An 18,448-nucleotide genomic window follows, 5' to 3' on the forward strand; every position below is an offset into this window, starting at 1 on the left:
GCGACCTGCCGGTCCAGGTCCGGCTACGAAGCCTGCCCGGCCAGGCTGGCCGCCGGCTCCTTGATGGCTGCGGTGATCCCGTCCCAGAGTCGCACGCGGGCGTTCAGGGTGGCGATGACGGCCCCGACGCACTCCTGCCACTTGGCCTCGTCGTCACCGCACAGATCCGCCAGCATCTGCATGGCCATCGGGGTGTGTTCCTCGTCGTCGACCTGGATGTGCCGGCGCAGGTAGTCGACGAAGAGGTCGAGCCGGCCGACGCTCTCGTTGACGTCGACGACCTGCTGGAACATATCGGGGATGAGGTCTTCGCGGCCGAACGCGAACGCCGCGGCCTGGCAGTGCAGCGGCAGGGTCTGGATGAATGTCCAGGTGCCGCGGACGAACTCGGCGGACGGCGCGGGCACGGGCAGCGCCAGCAGGGCTTCCGGCACCGGCGTGCCGGCGCGGATCAGGTCGATGAACGGCTCGATGACCGTCGTGTCGGCCCCGGCCTGGGTCATACCCTGCAGGTAGAGCTCGAAGTGGCTGATGAACCCGCCTCCCAGTTCGTCGCTCTCCTCCACCAGGACGATGTCGTTGATCAGGCGCCGGCTCGAGGTCGGGCCGGTCGGCACCCACGGAACATCGACGCAGGTCAGGCTGCGCTGCAGCGACTTCAGCAGCGACATGAAGTCCCACACGGCGTACACGTGGTGCTCCATGAAGGTGACGATGGCCGCGTGCGAGTTCAGGCGGGAGTACATCTCGTGGGTGATGACATTCGAGCGGGTCGCGGCCACGGCCGCCTTGAGCCGGCTGATCCCCGGGTTGGTTTGATTCCACTCGTACCGTGACATGGTGCTTCCCTCCGCGGGGTGCAATGAGTCAGCTCGATGTGCGCACTGTGCCGCCGGACCCGCCGCACCGCCCGGGTGCGGGATTCGGCGTCCTGGTCGGGTTGACGAAAGGCTAGGCCGCTTCGGTGTTGTCCCGCAATGGGCCGGAGCACTGGTTTTTGTCCGAAATCGAGGCATGCCTCATCTTCGTCGACTAAATATGAGGGTGTCCTCAGGTTGTAGGCTGCGCGAGTGACGACACGCAAGCCATCGATCGCTCCACTGCGCAAGGACGCCCAACGCAACCGGGCCGCACTGCTCGACGCCGCCAGGACGGTGTTCGCGGAGGAGGGCCTCGACGCGCCGCTGGAAGGCATTGCCCGCCGGGCCGGGTTGGCGATCGGCACGCTGTACCGCCACTTCCCCACGCGGATGGACCTGGTGGGGGCCGTCATGGCGGAGAAGAAGCGGGCCTGGATCAAAGCGGCAGAGGCCGCCGTGGTGATCGAGCCGGCCTGGGACGGACTCACGTTCTTCCTCGAGCGCGTCTGCGAACTGCAGGCCGGCGATCTCGCCTTCAACGACATCGCGTCGATGCGCTTTCCGTACGCGGCCGGGATCGAAGCAGCCCGGAAACGTGCGTACGACCTCGGCCGCCGCATCGTCGAGCGGGCCCAGGCCGAGGGCAGCCTGCGCCCCGACATCACGGCCGAGGACGTGGCGTTCATCGTCTGGGCGCACTCGCGGGTCAGCGAGGCGACCTATGCCATCGACCCTCACGCCTGGCGCCGCTACCTCGCCCTGACCCTCGACGGCTTGCGGGCGACCGCGGCCCACCCGCTACCCGTCCCGCCGCTACGCCCACGCCAGGTGCTGCGTGCCCAACTCCGCCTGGGCCGCCGCCGGCTCCGGTGACGCCATCGGCGTTCGCCTGCACTCCCCCGCCCCGGACGGCAATCCCACGATCATCCCGCCGGCTCGTCGCGCACGGGGTGAGCGGCCCGTCGTAGGCTCCCGCCGGTCTTTCGCTCGACTGTCCAACTGCTGGTGTCCGTCGATCGGTTGACAACCGGGTTCAGTCCATCGGTCGTCCCGTCGGCCGGCCGTGATCGGCAGCATTTTCGGTATGACACCGATCGAAGTACAAGGGCTTCGCAAGGCGTACCGCGGACGGGTCGCCGTCGACGGCATCGACCTGGCGGTGCCGGCGGGCGAGGTATTCGCGCTGCTCGGCCCGAACGGCGCCGGCAAGACGACCACCATCGAGATCCTCGAGGGCCACCGCCGCCGCGACGCCGGCACCGTCGCGGTCCTCGGCGAGGACCCGGGCACCGCCGGCCGTCGCTGGCGTGCGCGGATCGGCATCGTGCTGCAGGGCGCGGCCGACGCCGCCGAGCTGACCGTGCGCGAGACGGTGCGGCACTTCGCCGGCTTCTACCCGGCACCGCGCGACCCTGACGAGGTCATCGCCGCCGTCGGGCTCACCGGACAGGCCGGCGCCCGGATCCGGACCCTGTCCGGCGGTCAGCGGCGCCGGGTCGACGTGGCGCTCGGCGTCGTCGGCGGGCCCGAGCTCGTCTTCCTCGACGAGCCGACGACCGGGTTCGACCCCGAGGCGCGACGGCGGTTCTGGGAGCTGATCCGCTCGCTCGCCGCGAACGGCACGACGATCCTGCTGACCACGCACTACCTCGACGAGGCCGAGGCGCTCGCGGCGCGGCTCGCGGTGATCGCGAACGGGCGGATCGTCGCGTCCGGCACCCCGGCGACGATCGGCGGCCGGGACCACGCGCAGGCGACGGTCAGCTGGCGGGACGCGACGGGGGCACGCGAGGTACGCACCGACGAGCCGGTCCGGTTCGTCGGCCAGCTCCCCGCCGACGCGGCCGACGTCCGGGTCACCCGGCCCACGCTGGAGGACATCTACCTGGGGCTGATCGCATGATGCCGTCGACGCTGCGCATGGGGCTCTCCCGCGGGCACATCGAGATCCGCCAGCTGCTGCGGCAGAAGGACGCGATCGTCTTCACGTTCGCGTTCCCGGCGCTGCTGACGATCCTGCTGGGGTCCATCTTCTCCGACCCCGTCGATCCCCCGCTCGCCACCACCCACAGCCAGGTCTTCGCCGCCGGCATGATCGCGTACGGCATCCTGTCGACCGCGTTCATCAGCATCGGCATCGGCATCGCGGCCGACCGGGAGGACGGCACCCTCAAGCGACTGCGCGGCACGCCGGTGAACGCGGGCGCGTACTTCCTCGGCAAGATCGTGCTGGTCCTGTTCGCGGCCGTGGCGGAGGTCGCGCTGCTGCTCGCCGTCGGCGCATGGCTCTTCGACCTTCCGTTGCCGTCCGGATACGCAGGGTGGTTGACGTTCGCTTGGCTCCTGGTGCTGTCGGTGGTCGCCTGTACCCTCCTGGGCATCGCCACAAGCTCGCTGGCCCGATCGGCCCGCAGCGCCCCCGCGGTGCTCAACCTGCCCGTGCTCGTCCTGCAGTTCACGTCCGGCATCTTCGTCCACATCGCCGCACTGCCTGCGGTGATGGTCAACATCTCCGCAGTATTCCCCGTCAAGTGGATGGGGCAGGGATTCCGCTCCGTGTTCCTGCCCGACCGACTCGCCGCACAGGAGGTTGCCGGCTCATGGGAGCACGGAAAGACCGCGCTGGTGCTCGTCGCCTGGTGCCTCGCCGGGCTGGCGTTGAGTCTGGCGACGTTCCGCTGGCACGATCGACGGTGACGCGCTGGCACTGGGACCTGTTCTTCGTCGTCGCGGTCGGTGCGGTCGTGGCATTCCTGGCGATCGACAACGGACCGGGTCCCCGCCACGCACTTGCCGCTTCGGTACTGCTGGTGCTCGCCCTCTGCGGCTACTACACGTTCGGCCGGCGCGGCATGTTCGGCGGCGCCGGCCGGGCCCGGCAGTGGGCCTTCGTCGCCGGGTTGGCGACGCTGTTCCTCGGCGCCGTCTGGCTCGACCACACCGCGTCGTTCGCGCTGTTCGGGCTCGGGCCGATGGTCTTCATGACCCTGCCGGTCCGCCCCGCCGTGGCCGTGGTCGTCGTCCTCGGCCTGCTGCCGATCGGTATCGCCCTGCTCCGCGACGGCACCACCGGCAGGGTGCACGGACTGTTGCCGATCACCGCGCTGGGCCTGGCTTTCGCGGTCCTCGTCGGCACGTACGTCGACCGGCTCAGCCGGCAGAACGAGGAACGGGCCGCGATGATCGCCGAACTGTCCGCGAGCCGGGCTGAGGTCGCCCGGCTCTCGCACGAGGCGGGCGTGGCGGGGGAACGGGCTCGCCTGGCCGCGGAGATCCACGACACTCTGGCACAGGGCTTCACCAGCATCATCGCCCTGGCCCAGGCGGCCGAGTCGGAGCTTGCCACCGACCGCGCCGCGGCCGGCCGGCGCCTCAGCCTGGTGATCCGGACCGCCAGGGACAACCTGGCCGAGGCGCGCACCCTGGTCGCCGCGCTCGCGCCGGCCGACCTGCACGCGTCCGGGCTGGCCGCGGCCGTCCGGCGGCAGGCCGCGCGCCTGGCCGAGGAGGCCGGCATCCGCGCGCTGGTCGAGGTCGCCGACGGCCTCGAGGACGTGCCGACCGCAACGAAGGTTGTCGTGCTGCGCACCCTGCAGGAGTCCCTGACGAACGTCCGGCGGCACGCGGTGGCCTCGGCGGTCCAGGTGCGGCTGGCGCGCTCCGGCGGGGCGCTGACGCTCACCGTCGCCGATGACGGCGTCGGTTTCGACTCCACAGTGGATGGTTCCGGCTTCGGCCTGCCCGGCATGCGGGCCAGGGTCGCCCAGGTCGGCGGGGTGCTGACCGTGGCCAGCGCGCCGGGCACCGGGACGACGGTGGTGCTGGAGGTGCCGAAGTGATCACGGTGCTGCTGGTCGACGACCATCCGGTGGTCCGCGACGGCCTGCGCGGCATGCTGCAGGCCGAGCCCGACCTGACCATCGTCGGCGAGGCCGGATCCGGCGACGAGGCGGTCGTCGCGGCCCGCGCCCACCGGCCCGACGTCGTCCTCATGGACCTGCGCATGCCCGGCCTCGACGGCGCCGGTGCGACCGGCCGGATTCTCGCCGGGCAGCCGTCGACGAAGGTGGTGGTGCTGACGACGTACGACACCGATGCCGACATTCTGCGCGCGGTCGAGGCCGGCGCCTGCGGGTATCTGCTCAAGGACGCCACGCGCGCCGAACTGACCGCCGCGATCCGCGCCGCCGCCCGCGGGGAGACGGTGCTCGCCCCGTCGGTCGCCGGCCGCCTGGTCGAACAGGTCCGCAACCCGGCCCCCGCCGCGAAGGTGCTGTCCGCCCGCGAGGTCGAGGTGCTGTCGCTGGTCGCCCGTGGCCACACCAACGCCGAGATCGGCAGCGCGCTGCACATCAGCGAGGCCACCGTGAAGACCCACCTGCTGCGCGCCTTCAACAAGCTCGGCGTCGCCGACCGCACCGCCGCCGTGACCACCGCGATGTCGCTGGGCCTGCTGCCATGAGCGGCCCTTCCGGCTGCGCTCCACGTCCCGGGTGCTCTCCGCACGGCCCCGTTCCACCATGCCGGCAGCGGCCGGGCGGGTGGCACGGCGATCCGCCACCCGGCCATGAGGACCGGCCCCGCCTGGTAGCGGAACCTCGCCTCGCCAACAGCCTCACTGCTGCAGCAGGCGCGCAGCCACCGAGCAACCACGCAGACCGTCCCGGCCGGCCACCTGTCGAGCACCAGTCGTTCGGCGTAGGGATTTCGCCAAGGCGGCTGGGCAGCCGGACCGATGCGGAGTTGACTGGGAGTAACCGGCAGATCCGGCCGTCCGTGCCGCGGTATGGCCGATGTGGGCGCGTCGCGGCTGCGAACACGTGGCGGTGAATTGGAAGGCAGGCGGCGGGTCATGCGCAGACAGGTGGGTCGGGATCACATCGCGATCGTGGCCGCGGTCGTGGCACCATTCGTCGTCGCGGTGGCGCTGGTGCCGGTCCGTGCCAGCATCTCCGGCGCCAACCTGGCCTTGGTACTCGTCACGGTGGTCGTCGCGGTGGCGACCAGCGGCAACCGCCCGGCCGGTGCGCTCGCGGCCCTGTCCGCGGCGGTGTGGTTCGTCTTCTTCCTGACGCAGCCTTACCAGCACTTCACCATCGCCACGCGGACCGACATCCTGACGGCGGTGCTGCTGCTCGCGGTCGGGCTGGCGGTCTCGCAGCTGGCCGCCCGGGCCCGCCGGCTCCACCTGGTGACGGTCACCGACGCGCAGCAGCTCGCCCTGATCCACCGCATCACCCAGCTGGTGCAGTCCGGCACCGCACCGAACCTGGTGGTCGAGCAGGCCCGCACCGGCCTGGTCGAGCTGCTGCACCTGCGCGAATGCCGATTCGAGTTCGGCAAGCTCCTGGGCCGCCCGCCACGCCTGCACGCCGACGGCAGCGTCACACCGAGACCGGCCCACCCACCGACGGCGCAGGACGCCCTTCCAGACGACGAGACCGAGCTGAGAGTGTCGGCGGGCGGACGGTACTACGGCCGCTTCATGCTCCGCGCCACGCCCGACCAGCCCGTCCCGCTGCAGGCCCGCATCGTCGCGGTGACGCTCGCCGACCAGGTCGGCTCCGCCTTCGACGCCGCACGGACCGCCCAGCCCAGACGCTGAACCCGCACCAGCCGCGCATGCGCGAGGCCATCCGGCACCAGCTGCGCCGCGCGCCGTCGGCAGCCTCGCGATCCACTCGGACCGGCGCGCCAGGGGCCCCGAACTCCCGAACAAAACCAACTCGCGAGAAAGGACACGACGGCCCCTCGACCACGACCGGAGCCAGACGAATACCGTGAGCCGACCCCGGGTCGTCGGCCTGGTGGAGTCCAGTGGCGACCTGGTAGCGGAGGACCGGAACCTCGCCACCGAGGTCACCGCGCCGTCCAAGTGATAGCTGGCGCCTGCCCGAAGGACGATGGCAGCATGATCGGCATGGCGCCGTTCGAGCAGGTCATAGCACGTTTCTGGCACGCGGATGAGAAGCACGGGATGCTTCCGCCACTGACACAGGACATGATCGCCGCGGCAGAAGGCGAGCTGGGCGTGACCCTGCCCGCCGACCTTCTCCGGCTACTTCGGGTCCAGAACGGCGGTCTTGTGGCCGAAGCATGGGATGCCAGCCCCGCTGAGGCAAACTTCTACGCTGAAGATCACGTTCCGTTCGACCACCTTGCGGGCATCGGACCTTCGCATAACGCTGGCGCCGTGACGTTGCTCGACACCCCGTATCTCGTGCAGGAATGGGACCTTCCCTCACCGATCGTCCTGCTCAGTGGGCAAGGGCACTACTGGGTAGCACTGGACTACCGGGCGTGCGGCCCGCGCGGAAACCCATCGGTGGTCTGGCTCGATGACGAGATGGAGCAGGAGCTTCGCCTCGCGCACGACTTCCGAGCGTTCGTTGAGCAGCTGGCCTCATCAGCCAGCTACCTCAACTGACCAACTTCACGCAGATGCCCAACGACGCATCCACCGTTGGCGTCACCGTCCTGTGGACGCCGCCGATCCGCCAGCCACCGGCGCATGTTCGACCACATGCCCGGCGGCTAATTCTGGCAGCTGGACGTACACCAGCACAGCCCTGGCCGCCGACGGCGCACAGCTCGACGCCGGCAGCGAGGGGTCGCCCATGACCGCGACCACGACTGTGGTCGCGGTCATCGCCATCGTGACCCCGCGAACCCGTAGCGGACAACCCGTCACCGGCACGCTCACCTCGAACCCGACGTTGGCCTGAGCGACCTGCGGCGAGGACACCGGCGAAAACAGCGTCCACGGCAAACTCACCAGCCCCTTGGCGTCCTTCTCGGTCAGGACCGGCGCCGGCGGCTGCTGCGTGGTCAGCGACGGGCTCCGAACCACACCTGAGGTACACCCGGCCAGCACCCACAACATCGCAACCGCCAACCCGGTACGAGCCGCGGACAAGTCGCGCCGGCTCACCGTCCGCCCCTTGCACCATGCCCCCATGCTCATACGACGTACCAGCCCCGCGGCGAGTTCCTCGGTCAAAGCCAGCAGAGGACATCGTCGTCGGGTACGAGGCGCAGCGCCGGTTCGACGCCGACGCGTCCCAGCTCGAACCCCCGCCTTTCAGGGCCGCGTCGACGGCGGTCGGAAGGCCGCTTTGCCTCGCTCCCGCCTGAACTGACGACGTCCAGTTTCTGGGAACGAGGCAAAGAACGGATCCGGCTGATGAGCCGTGGATCCCACAGATGCGGACATATTCTTGGCTGCCACGGGCGGCGGGCGAGAAGAGAGATGGGGCCGTGCGGTAACCATTGCCGCGCATCCGGAACTCGATCACAGCGCTCAATCGCTTGCCGCTCACGTGGGGGTCAGTCCACGTCATCTGGCCCGCCTCTTCGCGGCAGAGCTGGGCACATCGCCCGCAAGGTTTGTTGAGCGGACTCGACTTGACCATGCGAAGGCGCTGCTGGACGCCGGGCACAGCGTGGCTGAGACGTCGCGGCGCGTGGGTTTCGGCAGCGCCGAGACGATGCGACGACTCTTCGTCGCTCGGCTCGGCGTGTCACCGAGCCAGTACCGCGCCCGTTTCGCGACGACTTCCCCCCGGACCGAGTTGCCGGGGAACGCGACGTAGCTCAGGCCGGCGCCAGCTCGGAACTCGTCCGGATCTTTGCGATGTCCGTCCTGGTCGGAGGGTTCAAAGGCCGGGCTGCCCGGTCAGTCTTGTGGCAGGCCCCGGCAACCGTCCAGGAACACGCAAGGAGGACGCTGTGCCGGAGACCATTGGGACCGTTGAGGTTCCTGACACCGCGCTCATTCGTGAAGCCACCGCGCTCGTACGCGAGGCCGCCGACGACACGCTGTACAACCACTCTCGTCGGGTCTTCCTGTGGGGATCACTCAAGGCACGGGCTCGCGGCCTGGCGGTCGACCCCGAACTCGCGTACGTCGGCGGCATGTTCCACGACCTCGGCCTCACCACGAAGTACCGCACCCGCGACCAGCGCTTCGAGATCGACGGCGCCAACGCCGCCAAGTCCTTCCTGCTCGCCCACGGTCGCACCGAACAGGAAGCCACCAACGTCTGGCTCGCCATCGCGCTCCACACCACCCCCGAGGTGCCCCTCCACCTCGCCCCGGAGGTCGCCGTCGTCACCCTCGGCGTCGAAACCGACGTCCTCGGCTTCGACCTGGACCAGATCAGCCACGCCGACCGCGCCGCTGTGACCGCCGCACACCCGCGCCCCGACTTCAAGAACCAGATCCTCAAGCACTTCTACGACGGTATGGCTGACCGTCCCGGCACCACCTTCGGCACCATGAACGACGACGTACTCGCGTACTTCGACCCCGGCTTCAAGCGCGGGAACTTCGTCGACCTCATCCAGCACAACGCCTGGCCCGAGTGACCCAAGCAAGAGCGCATCGAACCGCGATGGACCGCCGCCACGCCGAAGCTGTGTTCGTCTCCCAGCCGTCGTTGCTGGCGAAGCGGGTGCGAAACCACGGCGCCAGGCTCGCCGCCGCAACGAGCACAGGACGGGTCGCTCGTCCGGATAGGCCGAGGCCGCGCGTGGACCGGATGCCGGTGGTGGCGTAGCGGCGTCGTTCCCGGTCTGGGATGCGGCGGAGCAGGGCCGGTTGTTCGAGGTACGCGATCTGGGCTGGCTGGTGTCATCGGTCCAGCCGGCGCACGCCTTCGCCGCGTCGTGCTATCTGGTCCCGCCCGTGACGCGCTGCCGGCTGGTGGAGCGTTAGCGGGTGCTGCGCGGTCGTCGGCGGTTGTCGGCCGGTCAGCCCCGGTGGGCGAGGCGGTCGGCCGGTGACACCGCGGTCGGATCGTCGATCATCCGCGACAGCATCACGCGGGCGCCGCCGCGGACGGTGGCGGTGAACCCCAGGTGGGAGGCGACGAAGAGGCAGGGTGCGGCGGTGGAGGCGACCGCGAGCCGCGCCATGTTGGCCTGCGCGGCGGGGATCAGATGGTCGGCAAGGTCGGCGAAGTACCCGCCCAGCACGATCACCCGCGGGTTGAACAGGTTGGCCAGGATCGCGCCGCCGTACCCCAGCCACCAGCCGACCTCCGCCATCGCCTCCGCCGCGATCGGGTCGCCCTCGGCCAGCCGCCGGGAGATCTCGGCGATGCGGTCCTGCGGGTCGGGGATCGGGCCGCCGGGCGCGTGGTAGGCGGCGTCCGGCGTGACCCGCCGTACCAGCGCGGCCAGGCCGACCTTGGTCTCCCAGCACCCGGTCCGGCCGCACGCACACGGATCTCCGCCCGGCTCGACCGGGATGTGGCCGACCTCGCCGGAGAAGCCGTCCGCGCCCCGCAGCAGCCGGCCGTTGACGATCACACCGCCGCCGACCCCCACCTCGCCGGTGAGGTAGACCAGATCGTCGGTGCCGGCGGCGACACCTGCCGTGTACTCCGCCCGATCCACAGATCCGGGTCCAGCTCGTCGGATAGCCGGGCGGCCACCGGCACATCCCGCCAGCCGAGGTTCGGCGCCAGCACGACTCTCCCGCGAGCGACGTCCACCAGCCCCGGCACCGCGACGGTCAGCCCGACCGGGATCACGCCCCGCCGGGACAGCTCGGCCAGCGAGCGCTGCGCGGCCTCGACCAGGTCGTCCAGGCACTGGTCCACCGAGCGGTGCAACGCGTCGAACGGCACGCGCTTCTCCATCACCGGACGGCCGGTCAGGTCGCTGCCGTGCACCCCGAGGTAGTCCACGTTGATCTCCATGCCGATCGCGCCGAGGTCCGGGTTCAGCGCGATACCGCGGCCCGCAAACCCCATCCGGGCCGCGTACTCGGCGTCCATCTCGCGCACCAGGTGCCGCGCCACCAACTCGTCGACCAGGCTGGAAACCGTCGTCTTGTGCAGCCCGGTCGCGAGCGTGATCGCGGCCCGCGAGCGCGGGCCGTCGGTCTGCACGAGCCGCAGGATCCGGCTCAGGTTCGCCCGGCGCACGGCACGGTGTTCCGTGGGGTCCGCGGCGGATCCGGCTCCGGCCCGTTCCTTGCTCGCCATCGCCAGCCCTCCTCCCGCCGAGCCGCCGGTAGCCACCGCGACCTGCCCTTTTCCGGCTCGTTGCGGGCCATTGTGTCGCCAGTGGATCATTCCTTCCCTCACACAAACAGGTGAGGGAAGTGCTCATGATCCGTCGAGGGGTTCTGGAACGGGGACGGGATTGGTCCGCCGGACCCGCACCGACTGCTCGACGAGGGCGCGGTGCAGTTCGCGGACCGCGTCGGGCATGCGGGGTTCGCGGCGGCTCTGCAGCAGCAGCCGGACGTTGGTGTCGGCGGCGTCGAGGGGGCGGGTGGTGATCGCGCCGTACCGCTCCAGCGGGTCGCCGGTGATGCTGTAGTCGGGCAGCACGGTGACGCCGAGGCCCTCGGCGACCAGGAGCTTGCCCATCTCCGCGCCGTCGGTGGAGTAGTTGGAGGGCGGGATCGTGCCGCCGAACAGCCGGTGGACGTACCGGTGCATGAGATAGCCCGCCCGCATGAGGATGAGGGGTCCGGTCAGCAGGTCCTCGCGGGTGAGCGACGTCCGCCGGGCGAGTGGACTGCCGGTCGCGACGCAGGCGACGATCCTGCCGTGCAGCAGCAGCGTGCTGTCCAGGTCATGCGGCGGGTCATCACCGGCGAGGACGTTGACGAGCCCGAGGTCGAGGGAACCCTCCAGCAGGAGCCGGTGGATGTCGGCCTGCTGGGCCGGGAGCACCTCCACGCGGGTGTCGGGATGGCGCTGCACGAAGGAGCGCAGTGCCGGAGCGAGCAGTGAGACGGTGGCGGCGTTGACCGTCCCCAGCCGGACCATGACCTTGTTCTGATGCTGCTGGTCCGCGGCCCGCATGAGGCGGTCGACCGATTCCAGGACCCCGGTGACGTACGGCAGGAGCGCCCGCCCGTCGGCGCTGAGACTGGCGCCGGACCGCCGGCGGTCGAGCAGTTGCACCGACAGCTCGCGTTCTAGATTGCGGATGGTCTCGCTCAGCGCCGGCTGCGAGACGTGGAGTTCCAGTGCGGCCTGGCGGAGCGATCCGAGCCGGGTGATCACTGCAAGGTATTCGAGCTGTTCGATCCGCACGGTGCGCGCCTCCGAGGTTCAAGGGTTTCCCTATCGGCCTGCCGTCAACATCGATTTGACGGTGTCGAAGATCCGCCGAATACTCGATTATGCCCATCAGCATAGTAGGAAAAGCACCCGCTGGTAGCGGGCCGGCTCGCACGAGGTATGCGCGACGCGATCACGCCGAACGGCATCGGTCGGTGCGCCGCAGTGCCCGCCCGCCGTACGGCGGTATGTCGATTTTGCGATCACGACGGGTCGCCTGAGCACCTGGAGTCCACCGTGACAGATTCCCCTGCACCGCCGATATCGCCGGCCCGCCGGTTGCGCACCGTGTTCGGCGCGTTCCCCAGTGGTGTGACCGCACTGGCGGCGGAGCTCGACGGGGTCCCGGTCGGCATCGCCGCCAGCTCCTTCACGTCGGTCTCGCTCGACCCGCCATTGGCGTCGGTGTGCGTCGCGGCCTCCTCAACCACGTGGCCGGTCCTGTCCAGAGCGCCCTACCTCGGCGTGACCATCCTGAGCGAGGCCCACGAGTACGCCTGCCGGCAGCTGGCGGCCAAGGACGGCGACCGCTTCGCGGGCCTCGCCTGGCGCGCCACCGACGAGGGCGCGGTACTGCTGGAGAACGGCAGCGCCTGGTTCGTCTGCGCGATCGAGCAGTGCCTCGTCGCCGGGGACCACCGGATCCTCGTGCTCGGCATCCACGACTACGCCGGCGACGAGTCCATTGCGCCGCTGGTGTTCCACCGCGGGACCTTCCGGGGGCTGCGGTGACGCACGACGCGGTCCAGGCCGCCACCCGGTTCGCCGCGGGCCTCGCCGAGGGCGCCGGCGAGCGCGACCGGGGCCGGGTCCTGCCGTACGCCGAAGTCGGCGGCATGTCGGCGGCAGGCCTGTTCGCCCTGACCGTGCCGCGCCGCTTCGGCGGCCCTGACCTCGACGTCCCGTCCCTGGTGGAGGTCTTCCGGGTCATCGCCGAGGCGGACCCGAGCATCGCGCAGATCCCGCACAGCCATTACGTCTTCCTGGAGGCGCTGCGCCTGCAGGGCACCGAGGCTCAGCAGCGCCGCTTCTTCGGCGAGGTGCTGGCCGGCCGCCGGATGGCCAATGCCCAGACCGAACGTGGGAGCCGGACCGTTACCGAGGACGCCACGACGCTAACGCCCGACGGGGCCGGCGGCTACGTCCTCAACGGCGAGAAGTTCTACGCCACCGGTTCATTGTTCGCCGACTGGCTCGCCGTGCGTGCGGTGCTGCCCGGCGCTGAGCGGGCCAAGGCGGTCGCGTTCGTGCCGGCCGGTGCCGCCGGTGTCACGATCTGCGACGACTGGGACGGGTTGGGTCAGCGCACCACCGGCAGCGGCACCGTGCGCCTGACGGACGTGACCGTTCCCGCCGACGCCGTCGTGCCGTACACGCCGATCTTCGCCCGGCCCACGTCCTACGGCGCCTTCGCGCAGGTCCTGCATGCCGCCCTGGACGCCGGGATCGCCCGGGGTGCGCTTGCCGCGGCCGTTGCGCACGTCAAGCGGGCCCGGCCCTGGTTCGAAAGCGGTGCCGACCGGGCCGTCGGCGACCAGCTGCTGGTCCAGCAGGCGGGCGAGGTTGAGATCGCGGTGCGCGCCGCCGAGGCGCTGCTGCGCGAGGCGGCACACGCGGTGGACCTCGCCCGCACCGACCCGACCGACGAGTCCACCGCCCAGGCTTCGATCGCGACGGCTATCGCCAAGGTCGCCACCGCCCGCGCCGCCGTGGACGCCTCCTCGGCCTTGTTCGAGCTCGCCGGAGCCCGTTCGGCGGCCGATGCCCTGAACCTTTCGCGCTTCTGGCGCGACGCCCGCACGCACACGCTGCACGATCCGGCCCGCTGGAAGGTCCAGCACGTCGGCCGCTGGCTGCTCGACCGGACCCGGCCGCCCCGACACGGCCTGCTCTGAAGGGAACGACGACCATGAGCTTGGATTTCCACTGGTTCCTGCCGACGTACGGCGACTCCCGATTCATCGTCGGCGGCGGCCACGGCGCCAAGGCCGGCACCGCGGCCGGCGACCGCAGAGCGAGCATCGGCTACCTGTCATCGATTGTCCGTGCCGCCGAGGAGTTCGGCTTTCTCGGCGCCCTCACCCCGACCGGGGCGTGGTGCGAGGACGCCTGGCTGACGACGGCCATGCTCGCCCGCGAGTCCGAACGGCTCGCGTTCCTGGTGGCCTTCCGCCCCGGCCTGGTCAGCCCGACGCTGGCCGCGCAGATGGCCGCGACATTCGCCGCCCACGCTCCCGGCCGGCTCCTGCTCAACGTGGTGACCGGCGGCGAACCGCACGAGCAGCGCGCCTACGGCGACTTTCTGGCCAAGCAGGAGCGCTACGAACGTACGGCAGAGTTCCTGACCGTCGTACGGCGGCTGTGGCGCGGCGAGACGGTCACCTACGCGGGACGGCACCTGCGGGTGGACGAGGCCACCCTGCCGTCCCTGCCGGACCCGGTGCCGGCGGTGTACTTCGGCGGGTCGTCCGCCGCGGCCGGTCCGGTCGCCGCGGAGCACGCCGACGTCTATCTGACCTGGGGCGAGCCGCCTGACGCGGTCGCGGAGAAGCTCGCCTGGATCCGGGGGCTGGCCGCGCAGCAGGGCCGGACGCTGCGGTTCGGTATCCGGCTGCACGTCATCACCCGGGACACCGCCGCCGAGGCGTGGCGCCAGGCGGCCGCGCTGCTCGACGCCCTCGGCGACGACGTTGTCGCCGGTGCGCAACAAAACCTCGCCCGCAGCGAGTCGACGGGCCAGGCGAGGATGACCGCGCTGCACGCCGACCTGACCAACGGCCAAGCGTGGCGCGACGTGCGTGCCCTCGAGGTGTCCCCGAACCTGTGGGCCGGGGTCGGCCTGGTGCGGGGCGGGGCGGGTACCGCACTGGTCGGCAGCCACACCGAAGTCGCCGACCGGATCGCCGACTACGCCGCCCTCGGGATCGACGAGTTCATCCTGTCCGGATATCCGCACCTGGAAGAGCTGTTCTGGTTCGGCGAGGGGGTGCTGCCGCTGCTGCGGCGGCGCGGGCTGTTCAACGGACCCGCCATCCGGTCCGCCGCCGCCGGGCATGTTCCCTTCCTCCCAGCCACGCAACGCTGACCGCCGCACCGTCCGGCAAAAGGAATCCCACTGTGAACCGACACCGCTACGCGGTCTGCGCCCTGCTGCTCGGCTCGCTGACGCTGAGCGCATGCGGCGGTACCGCCGCCGACGCCGGCGACCAGCCGCGACAGGGCGGCACTCTGGTCTACGCAACCGGTGACGACGAGCCCACCTGCCTCGATCCGCAGAAGGGCGGCAACGTCGCCCAGGCGCTGCTGGGCACCCAGCATCTCCAGACGCTGTTCTACCAGAACAGCTCCGGTGAGATCCTTCCGTGGCTGGCGACCAGCTGGAAGCAGGCCGCCGATGGCCTCAGCTGGACCATCGAGATCCGTGAGAATGTCAAATTCTCTGACGGCACTGCGCTGGACGCCGATGCGGTCAAGGCCAACCTCGACCGCATCGCATCGCCGCAGACCCTCTCCAACACCGGACGGCTCGCCTTGGCGAAGGTCGCGAGTGTCGAGGTGACCGGCCCGCACACCGTGCGTGTCGATCTCAAACAGCCGGATGGGGCACTGCTGGAGTCGCTTGCCCAGGTGTGGCTGCCGATCGAGTCGCCCACCGCATTCGCTCGGGGCCTGGACACCAACTGTCTCCACCCGGTCGGCACCGGGCCGTACATGGTCGAATCCTGGACCAAGCAGGACTCGGTGACGCTGGTGCGCAACCCCTTCTTCACGACCCCGCCGCCCGACGTGGCACACACCGGCCCCGCCTACCTCGACAAGATCGTGTGGCGCTTCGTGCCGGACGGCACCTCCCGGTTCGCCGCGCTGCAAAGCGGCCAGGTGCACGTCATCGACGTCGTCGAACCGCAGAACGCCGTCGCGGCCAAAGGCAACCCCACGCTGCGGACCCTGATCGCGCCCCGGCCCGGCGAGCCGGTCGAACTCGAACTCAACACCGGGCGGGCGCCGTTCGACGACATCCGGGTGCGGCAGGCTTTCTTCGCCTCCATCGACGTCGCCGGTGCCCTGCGCAGCGTCTACCTCGGCACCGTACCGCAGTCCACCTCATTGCTGAGCTCGGCGACCAGGTTCAACGTCCCGGCCCCGCGGCACGCCTACGATCCGGCCGCCGCCGCAGCGCTGCTGGACCAGGCGGGCTGGGCCGGCCGCGACGCCGACGGCTACCGGGTTCGCGACGGCAAGCGCCTCAGCGTGGTACTGCCCTACAGCAGGTTCATCCCGCTGGAGAACGGCTTCTACGAACAGCTGCAGGCAACGGCGAAGAAGACCGGATTCGAGGTGAAGCTGCAGCCGCTGGAGACCGCCAAGTGGTGGATCGCCAACAACACCTGGGCCTATGACGCCATCCCGGTCTACTACACCAAGAACTCGCCCGACGTCCTGCGCATCACGTACACCACAGCCGCCCTCGCCGAGTCCACGCCGGGCTCCTACCACGCCAACACGGTGCACCTGAAGAGCGCCGACCTGGACCGGCTGCTGGAGGAGGCGAGCCAGACCAGCGACGACGCCCGCCGCGGCAGTCTCTACCAGCAGGCCCAGGAACTCCTCGGCGCCGGCTCCTACACCCTGCCGATCTACGACCAGCAGACCCGTCTGGCCCACCAGACGAAGGTCAGGGGCCTGCGGCTGCAGCCGTCCCTGGCCATGCCGGACCTCTACGACGTGTGGATCGCCTGATGTCACGCCTCGCCTTGCGGGTCCTCGGCGCCGTGTTCGTGCTGTGGGCGGTCGTCACGCTGACGTTCTTCGGGACGCAGGCGATCCCGGGTGATCCCGCCGAGGCGGTCCTCGGCGGGCCCGGCTCGCGCTCCACCGCGGCGCAGCTGGCACAGATCCGCGCTCAGTACGGCTTCGACCGGCCGTTGTGGGTCCGCTACCTCGACGAGCTGCGCCACCTGGCGCAGGGCGATCTCGGCGTCTCCTACGCGTTGAAGACCCCGGTGACGACCCTCGTCGGCCAGACGATCGGCGCAACGCTCACGCTGGCCGGCCTGTCCCTCGTCGTCGCCTGGGCGGTCGCGGTGGTGGTCGCGGTGGCCGCCACCCGCGAGAGCCGGATCGGCGCCGCACTCGCGTCGCTGCTGGAGATCACCGCGGTCGCGGTCCCCCACTTCTGGCTCGGCAGCATGCTCATCCTGGTGTTCAGCGTCGGCCTCGGCTGGCTGCCACCGATCAGCACGCCGGGCGTCGCCGGCCTGGTCCTGCCCGTGCTCAGTCTCGCCCTGCCGCTGGCCGGGTTCCTCGGGCAGCTGATGCGCGAGTCGTTCCTGGCCGCCCTCGATGCCCCGTTCACCCTGTCGGCGCGGGCCCGCGGGGAGTCCGAGACCCGGGTCCGCCTCGTGCACGCGCTGCGGCACGCGGCGCTGCCCGCCATCAGCCTGTCCGGCTGGGCGTTCGGCTCGCTGATCAGCGGGGCGGTGGTGGTGGAGGCGCTCTTCGCCCGGCCCGGACTGGGGCGCACGCTGCTCAGCGCCGTCCTGGCGGGTGACGCTCCGGTCATCACCGGGGTGGTCCTCGTCGTCGCCACGGTGTACCTGGTCCTGACCGTGGTCACCGAGGCCGCCGATCGGCTCGCGGACCCCCGGTTGCGCTCCGCCTCCGGGCAGCGTGCTGGAGCGCCGGCGTGGTAGGCCGCCTGCGCGCGGTACGCCTGGCCGACGTGTTCGGTGTCGTGCTGCTGTTCGTCCTGCTCATCGCGGCCGCCGCACCCGGCCTCGTCGCGCGCCGGGATCCGTACGAGATCGAGCCCTCGGCGGCCTTCCAGGCACCGTCGACGCTGCACTGGTTCGGCACGGACGAGTCCGGGCGCGACACGTTCAGCCGGGTCGTGCACGGCACCCAGTCCTCGGTGCTCATCGGGATCGCCGCGATGGCGATCGGGCTGGGCCTGGCCGCCGCGCTGGGCACACTGTCGGGACTGGGCGGACGCCTGGCGGACTACGCGGTTGGACGCCTGCTCGAGGTGCTGTTCTCCGTGCCGGTCCTCCTCGTGGCGCTGCTGGCGATCGCCGTCCTCGGCGCCGGCGTGGTCCCGTCGGCGGCGGCCGTCGGCATCGCGGTTGCCCCGGGCTACGCCCGGATCGTGCGCAGCCAGATCATCAGCGCCCGGGCCTCCGGCTACGTGGAGGCCGCGGTCGTCCTCGGCCGCAGCCGCGGCGTCGTGCTGCGCCGGCACATCCTGCCGAACGTGACCGCCCGGCTGTTCGCCCTCGCCACGCTCGGCGTCGGCCAGGCGGTCGTGTGGGCCTGCTCGCTGAGCTTTCTCGGCCTCGGTGTGGTGCCGCCGAACACCGAATGGGGCGCGATGCTCGCGGCCGGCCGGCCCTACCTCACCAACGCATGGTGGCTGACGGTCTTCCCCGGGGCGTTCATCGTGTTCACCGCCGTGACGCTGACCCTCCTCGGCCGCACGCTGCAGCAGCGCAACAGGGAACGGTGACC

At 70.9% G+C, this 18,448-nt stretch carries 20 protein-coding genes; 15 read left to right on the forward strand and 5 right to left on the reverse strand.

The genetic code is table 11. The features are described 5' to 3' along the window. Positions 1-23: 23 nt before the first annotated feature. Positions 24-839, reverse strand: a complete 816-nt coding sequence (locus AB0M46_RS09920) for a DUF3050 domain-containing protein (protein WP_363334366.1) — start codon at positions 837-839, stop codon at positions 24-26. A gap of 231 nt (positions 840-1,070) precedes the next feature. Here AB0M46_RS09920 and AB0M46_RS09925 point away from each other — a divergent pair, with 231 nt between their 5' ends. From AB0M46_RS09925 to AB0M46_RS09955, 7 genes are all read left to right on the forward strand, one after another. Next, positions 1,071-1,733, forward strand: a complete 663-nt coding sequence (locus AB0M46_RS09925) for a helix-turn-helix domain-containing protein (protein ID WP_363334368.1) — start codon at positions 1,071-1,073, stop codon at positions 1,731-1,733. A gap of 211 nt (positions 1,734-1,944) precedes the next feature. Continuing rightward, positions 1,945-2,763, forward strand: a complete 819-nt coding sequence (locus AB0M46_RS09930) for an ABC transporter ATP-binding protein (protein WP_363334369.1) — start codon at positions 1,945-1,947, stop codon at positions 2,761-2,763. Further along, on the forward strand, positions 2,760-3,557 hold the full coding sequence (locus AB0M46_RS09935) for an ABC transporter permease (RefSeq protein WP_363334371.1): 798 nt from the start codon (positions 2,760-2,762) through the stop codon (positions 3,555-3,557). Before AB0M46_RS09930 ends, AB0M46_RS09935 begins: the two co-directional genes overlap by 4 nt. Beyond that, on the forward strand, positions 3,554-4,699 hold the full coding sequence (locus AB0M46_RS09940; RefSeq protein WP_363334373.1) for a sensor histidine kinase: 1,146 nt from the start codon (positions 3,554-3,556) through the stop codon (positions 4,697-4,699). The genes AB0M46_RS09935 and AB0M46_RS09940 overlap by 4 nt, the downstream gene beginning before the upstream one ends. Continuing rightward, positions 4,696-5,322: a response regulator transcription factor gene (locus AB0M46_RS09945; protein WP_363334375.1), complete on the forward strand. Its 627-nt coding sequence runs from the start codon at positions 4,696-4,698 to the stop codon at positions 5,320-5,322. The genes AB0M46_RS09940 and AB0M46_RS09945 overlap by 4 nt, the downstream gene beginning before the upstream one ends. A 390-nt stretch (positions 5,323-5,712) precedes the next feature. Then, positions 5,713-6,465, forward strand: a complete 753-nt coding sequence (locus tag AB0M46_RS09950; RefSeq protein WP_363334377.1) for a DUF4118 domain-containing protein — start codon at positions 5,713-5,715, stop codon at positions 6,463-6,465. Positions 6,466-6,771: 306 nt separating this feature from the next. Continuing rightward, a complete protein-coding gene (locus AB0M46_RS09955) occupies positions 6,772-7,287 on the forward strand; it encodes an SMI1/KNR4 family protein (protein WP_363334379.1) in 516 nt (171 codons plus the stop codon). Positions 7,288-7,329: 42 nt separating this feature from the next. On the opposite strand, the gene AB0M46_RS09960 is transcribed toward AB0M46_RS09955, so the two are convergent. Next, on the reverse strand, positions 7,330-7,860 hold the full coding sequence (locus AB0M46_RS09960; RefSeq protein ID WP_363334381.1) for a hypothetical protein: 531 nt from the start codon (positions 7,858-7,860) through the stop codon (positions 7,330-7,332). 319 nt (positions 7,861-8,179) lie between these two features. On the opposite strand from AB0M46_RS09960, the gene AB0M46_RS09965 reads away from it, so the two are divergent. Next, positions 8,180-8,452: a helix-turn-helix transcriptional regulator gene (locus AB0M46_RS09965; protein WP_363334476.1), complete on the forward strand. Its 273-nt coding sequence runs from the start codon at positions 8,180-8,182 to the stop codon at positions 8,450-8,452. Positions 8,453-8,588: 136 nt separating this feature from the next. Beyond that, positions 8,589-9,227 (forward strand): HD domain-containing protein, encoded by a 639-nt coding sequence (locus AB0M46_RS09970; protein ID WP_363334383.1) that lies wholly within the window; start codon positions 8,589-8,591, stop codon positions 9,225-9,227. A 384-nt stretch (positions 9,228-9,611) separates the two neighbouring features. On the opposite strand, the gene AB0M46_RS09975 is transcribed toward AB0M46_RS09970, so the two are convergent. The 3 genes from AB0M46_RS09975 to AB0M46_RS09985 all read right to left on the reverse strand — a co-directional run bounded on the left by AB0M46_RS09975 (position 9,612) and on the right by AB0M46_RS09985 (position 11,917). Continuing rightward, on the reverse strand, positions 9,612-10,259 hold the full coding sequence (locus AB0M46_RS09975; RefSeq protein WP_363334385.1) for an ROK family protein: 648 nt from the start codon (positions 10,257-10,259) through the stop codon (positions 9,612-9,614). Further along, on the reverse strand, positions 10,169-10,792 hold the full coding sequence (locus tag AB0M46_RS09980) for an ROK family transcriptional regulator (RefSeq protein ID WP_363334387.1): 624 nt from the start codon (positions 10,790-10,792) through the stop codon (positions 10,169-10,171). The genes AB0M46_RS09975 and AB0M46_RS09980 overlap by 91 nt, the downstream gene beginning before the upstream one ends. Before the next feature lie 183 nt (positions 10,793-10,975). Next, a complete protein-coding gene (locus AB0M46_RS09985; RefSeq protein ID WP_363334389.1) occupies positions 10,976-11,917 on the reverse strand; it encodes a LysR family transcriptional regulator in 942 nt (313 codons plus the stop codon). A 264-nt stretch (positions 11,918-12,181) separates the two neighbouring features. On the opposite strand from AB0M46_RS09985, the gene AB0M46_RS09990 reads away from it, so the two are divergent. Genes AB0M46_RS09990 through AB0M46_RS10015 form a run of 6 tightly spaced genes read left to right on the forward strand, consistent with a single transcriptional unit; the run spans position 12,182 to position 18,446 of the window. Beyond that, positions 12,182-12,676, forward strand: a complete 495-nt coding sequence (locus tag AB0M46_RS09990) for a flavin reductase family protein (RefSeq protein ID WP_363334390.1) — start codon at positions 12,182-12,184, stop codon at positions 12,674-12,676. Then, positions 12,673-13,839: an SfnB family sulfur acquisition oxidoreductase gene (locus AB0M46_RS09995; protein WP_363334392.1), complete on the forward strand. Its 1,167-nt coding sequence runs from the start codon at positions 12,673-12,675 to the stop codon at positions 13,837-13,839. Before AB0M46_RS09990 ends, AB0M46_RS09995 begins: the two co-directional genes overlap by 4 nt. A 14-nt stretch (positions 13,840-13,853) precedes the next feature. Beyond that, positions 13,854-15,029 carry an LLM class flavin-dependent oxidoreductase gene (locus tag AB0M46_RS10000; protein ID WP_363334394.1) on the forward strand — a complete coding sequence of 392 codons (1,176 nt, stop codon included), beginning with the start codon at positions 13,854-13,856 and terminating at the stop codon, positions 15,027-15,029. Positions 15,030-15,061: 32 nt separating this feature from the next. Next, the gene (locus AB0M46_RS10005; RefSeq protein WP_363334396.1) at positions 15,062-16,684 is read left to right on the forward strand and encodes an ABC transporter substrate-binding protein; all 1,623 of its coding nucleotides are present in this window, start codon (positions 15,062-15,064) and stop codon (positions 16,682-16,684) included. After that, complete coding sequence (locus tag AB0M46_RS10010) at positions 16,684-17,637, forward strand: ABC transporter permease (protein WP_363334397.1); 954 nt, start codon at positions 16,684-16,686, stop codon at positions 17,635-17,637. Before AB0M46_RS10005 ends, AB0M46_RS10010 begins: the two co-directional genes overlap by 1 nt. Next, positions 17,631-18,446 (forward strand): ABC transporter permease, encoded by an 816-nt coding sequence (locus AB0M46_RS10015; RefSeq protein ID WP_363334399.1) that lies wholly within the window; start codon positions 17,631-17,633, stop codon positions 18,444-18,446. The genes AB0M46_RS10010 and AB0M46_RS10015 overlap by 7 nt, the downstream gene beginning before the upstream one ends. The last annotated feature ends 2 nt before the right edge of the window (positions 18,447-18,448 follow it).

The organism is Dactylosporangium sp. NPDC051485 (assembly GCF_040682015.1).
In the GTDB taxonomy this organism is placed as follows: Bacteria; Actinomycetota; Actinomycetes; order Mycobacteriales; family Micromonosporaceae; genus Dactylosporangium.

What these genes read in the sequence shown, in the direction of transcription:
- AB0M46_RS09950 (WP_363334377.1), top strand. Translation starts at nt 5,713, where the DNA reads ATGCGCAGACAGGTGGGTCGGGATCACATCGCGATCGTGGCCGCGGTC.
- AB0M46_RS09930 (WP_363334369.1), top strand. Translation starts at nt 1,945, where the DNA reads ATGACACCGATCGAAGTACAAGGGCTTCGCAAGGCGTACCGCGGACGG.
- AB0M46_RS10000 (WP_363334394.1), top strand. Translation starts at nt 13,854, where the DNA reads ATGAGCTTGGATTTCCACTGGTTCCTGCCGACGTACGGCGACTCCCGA.
- AB0M46_RS09935 (WP_363334371.1), top strand. Translation starts at nt 2,760, where the DNA reads ATGATGCCGTCGACGCTGCGCATGGGGCTCTCCCGCGGGCACATCGAG.
- AB0M46_RS10010 (WP_363334397.1), top strand. Translation starts at nt 16,684, where the DNA reads ATGTCACGCCTCGCCTTGCGGGTCCTCGGCGCCGTGTTCGTGCTGTGG.
- AB0M46_RS09955 (WP_363334379.1), top strand. Translation starts at nt 6,772, where the DNA reads ATGATCGGCATGGCGCCGTTCGAGCAGGTCATAGCACGTTTCTGGCAC.
- AB0M46_RS09920 (WP_363334366.1), bottom strand. Translation starts at nt 839, where the DNA reads ATGTCACGGTACGAGTGGAATCAAACCAACCCGGGGATCAGCCGGCTC.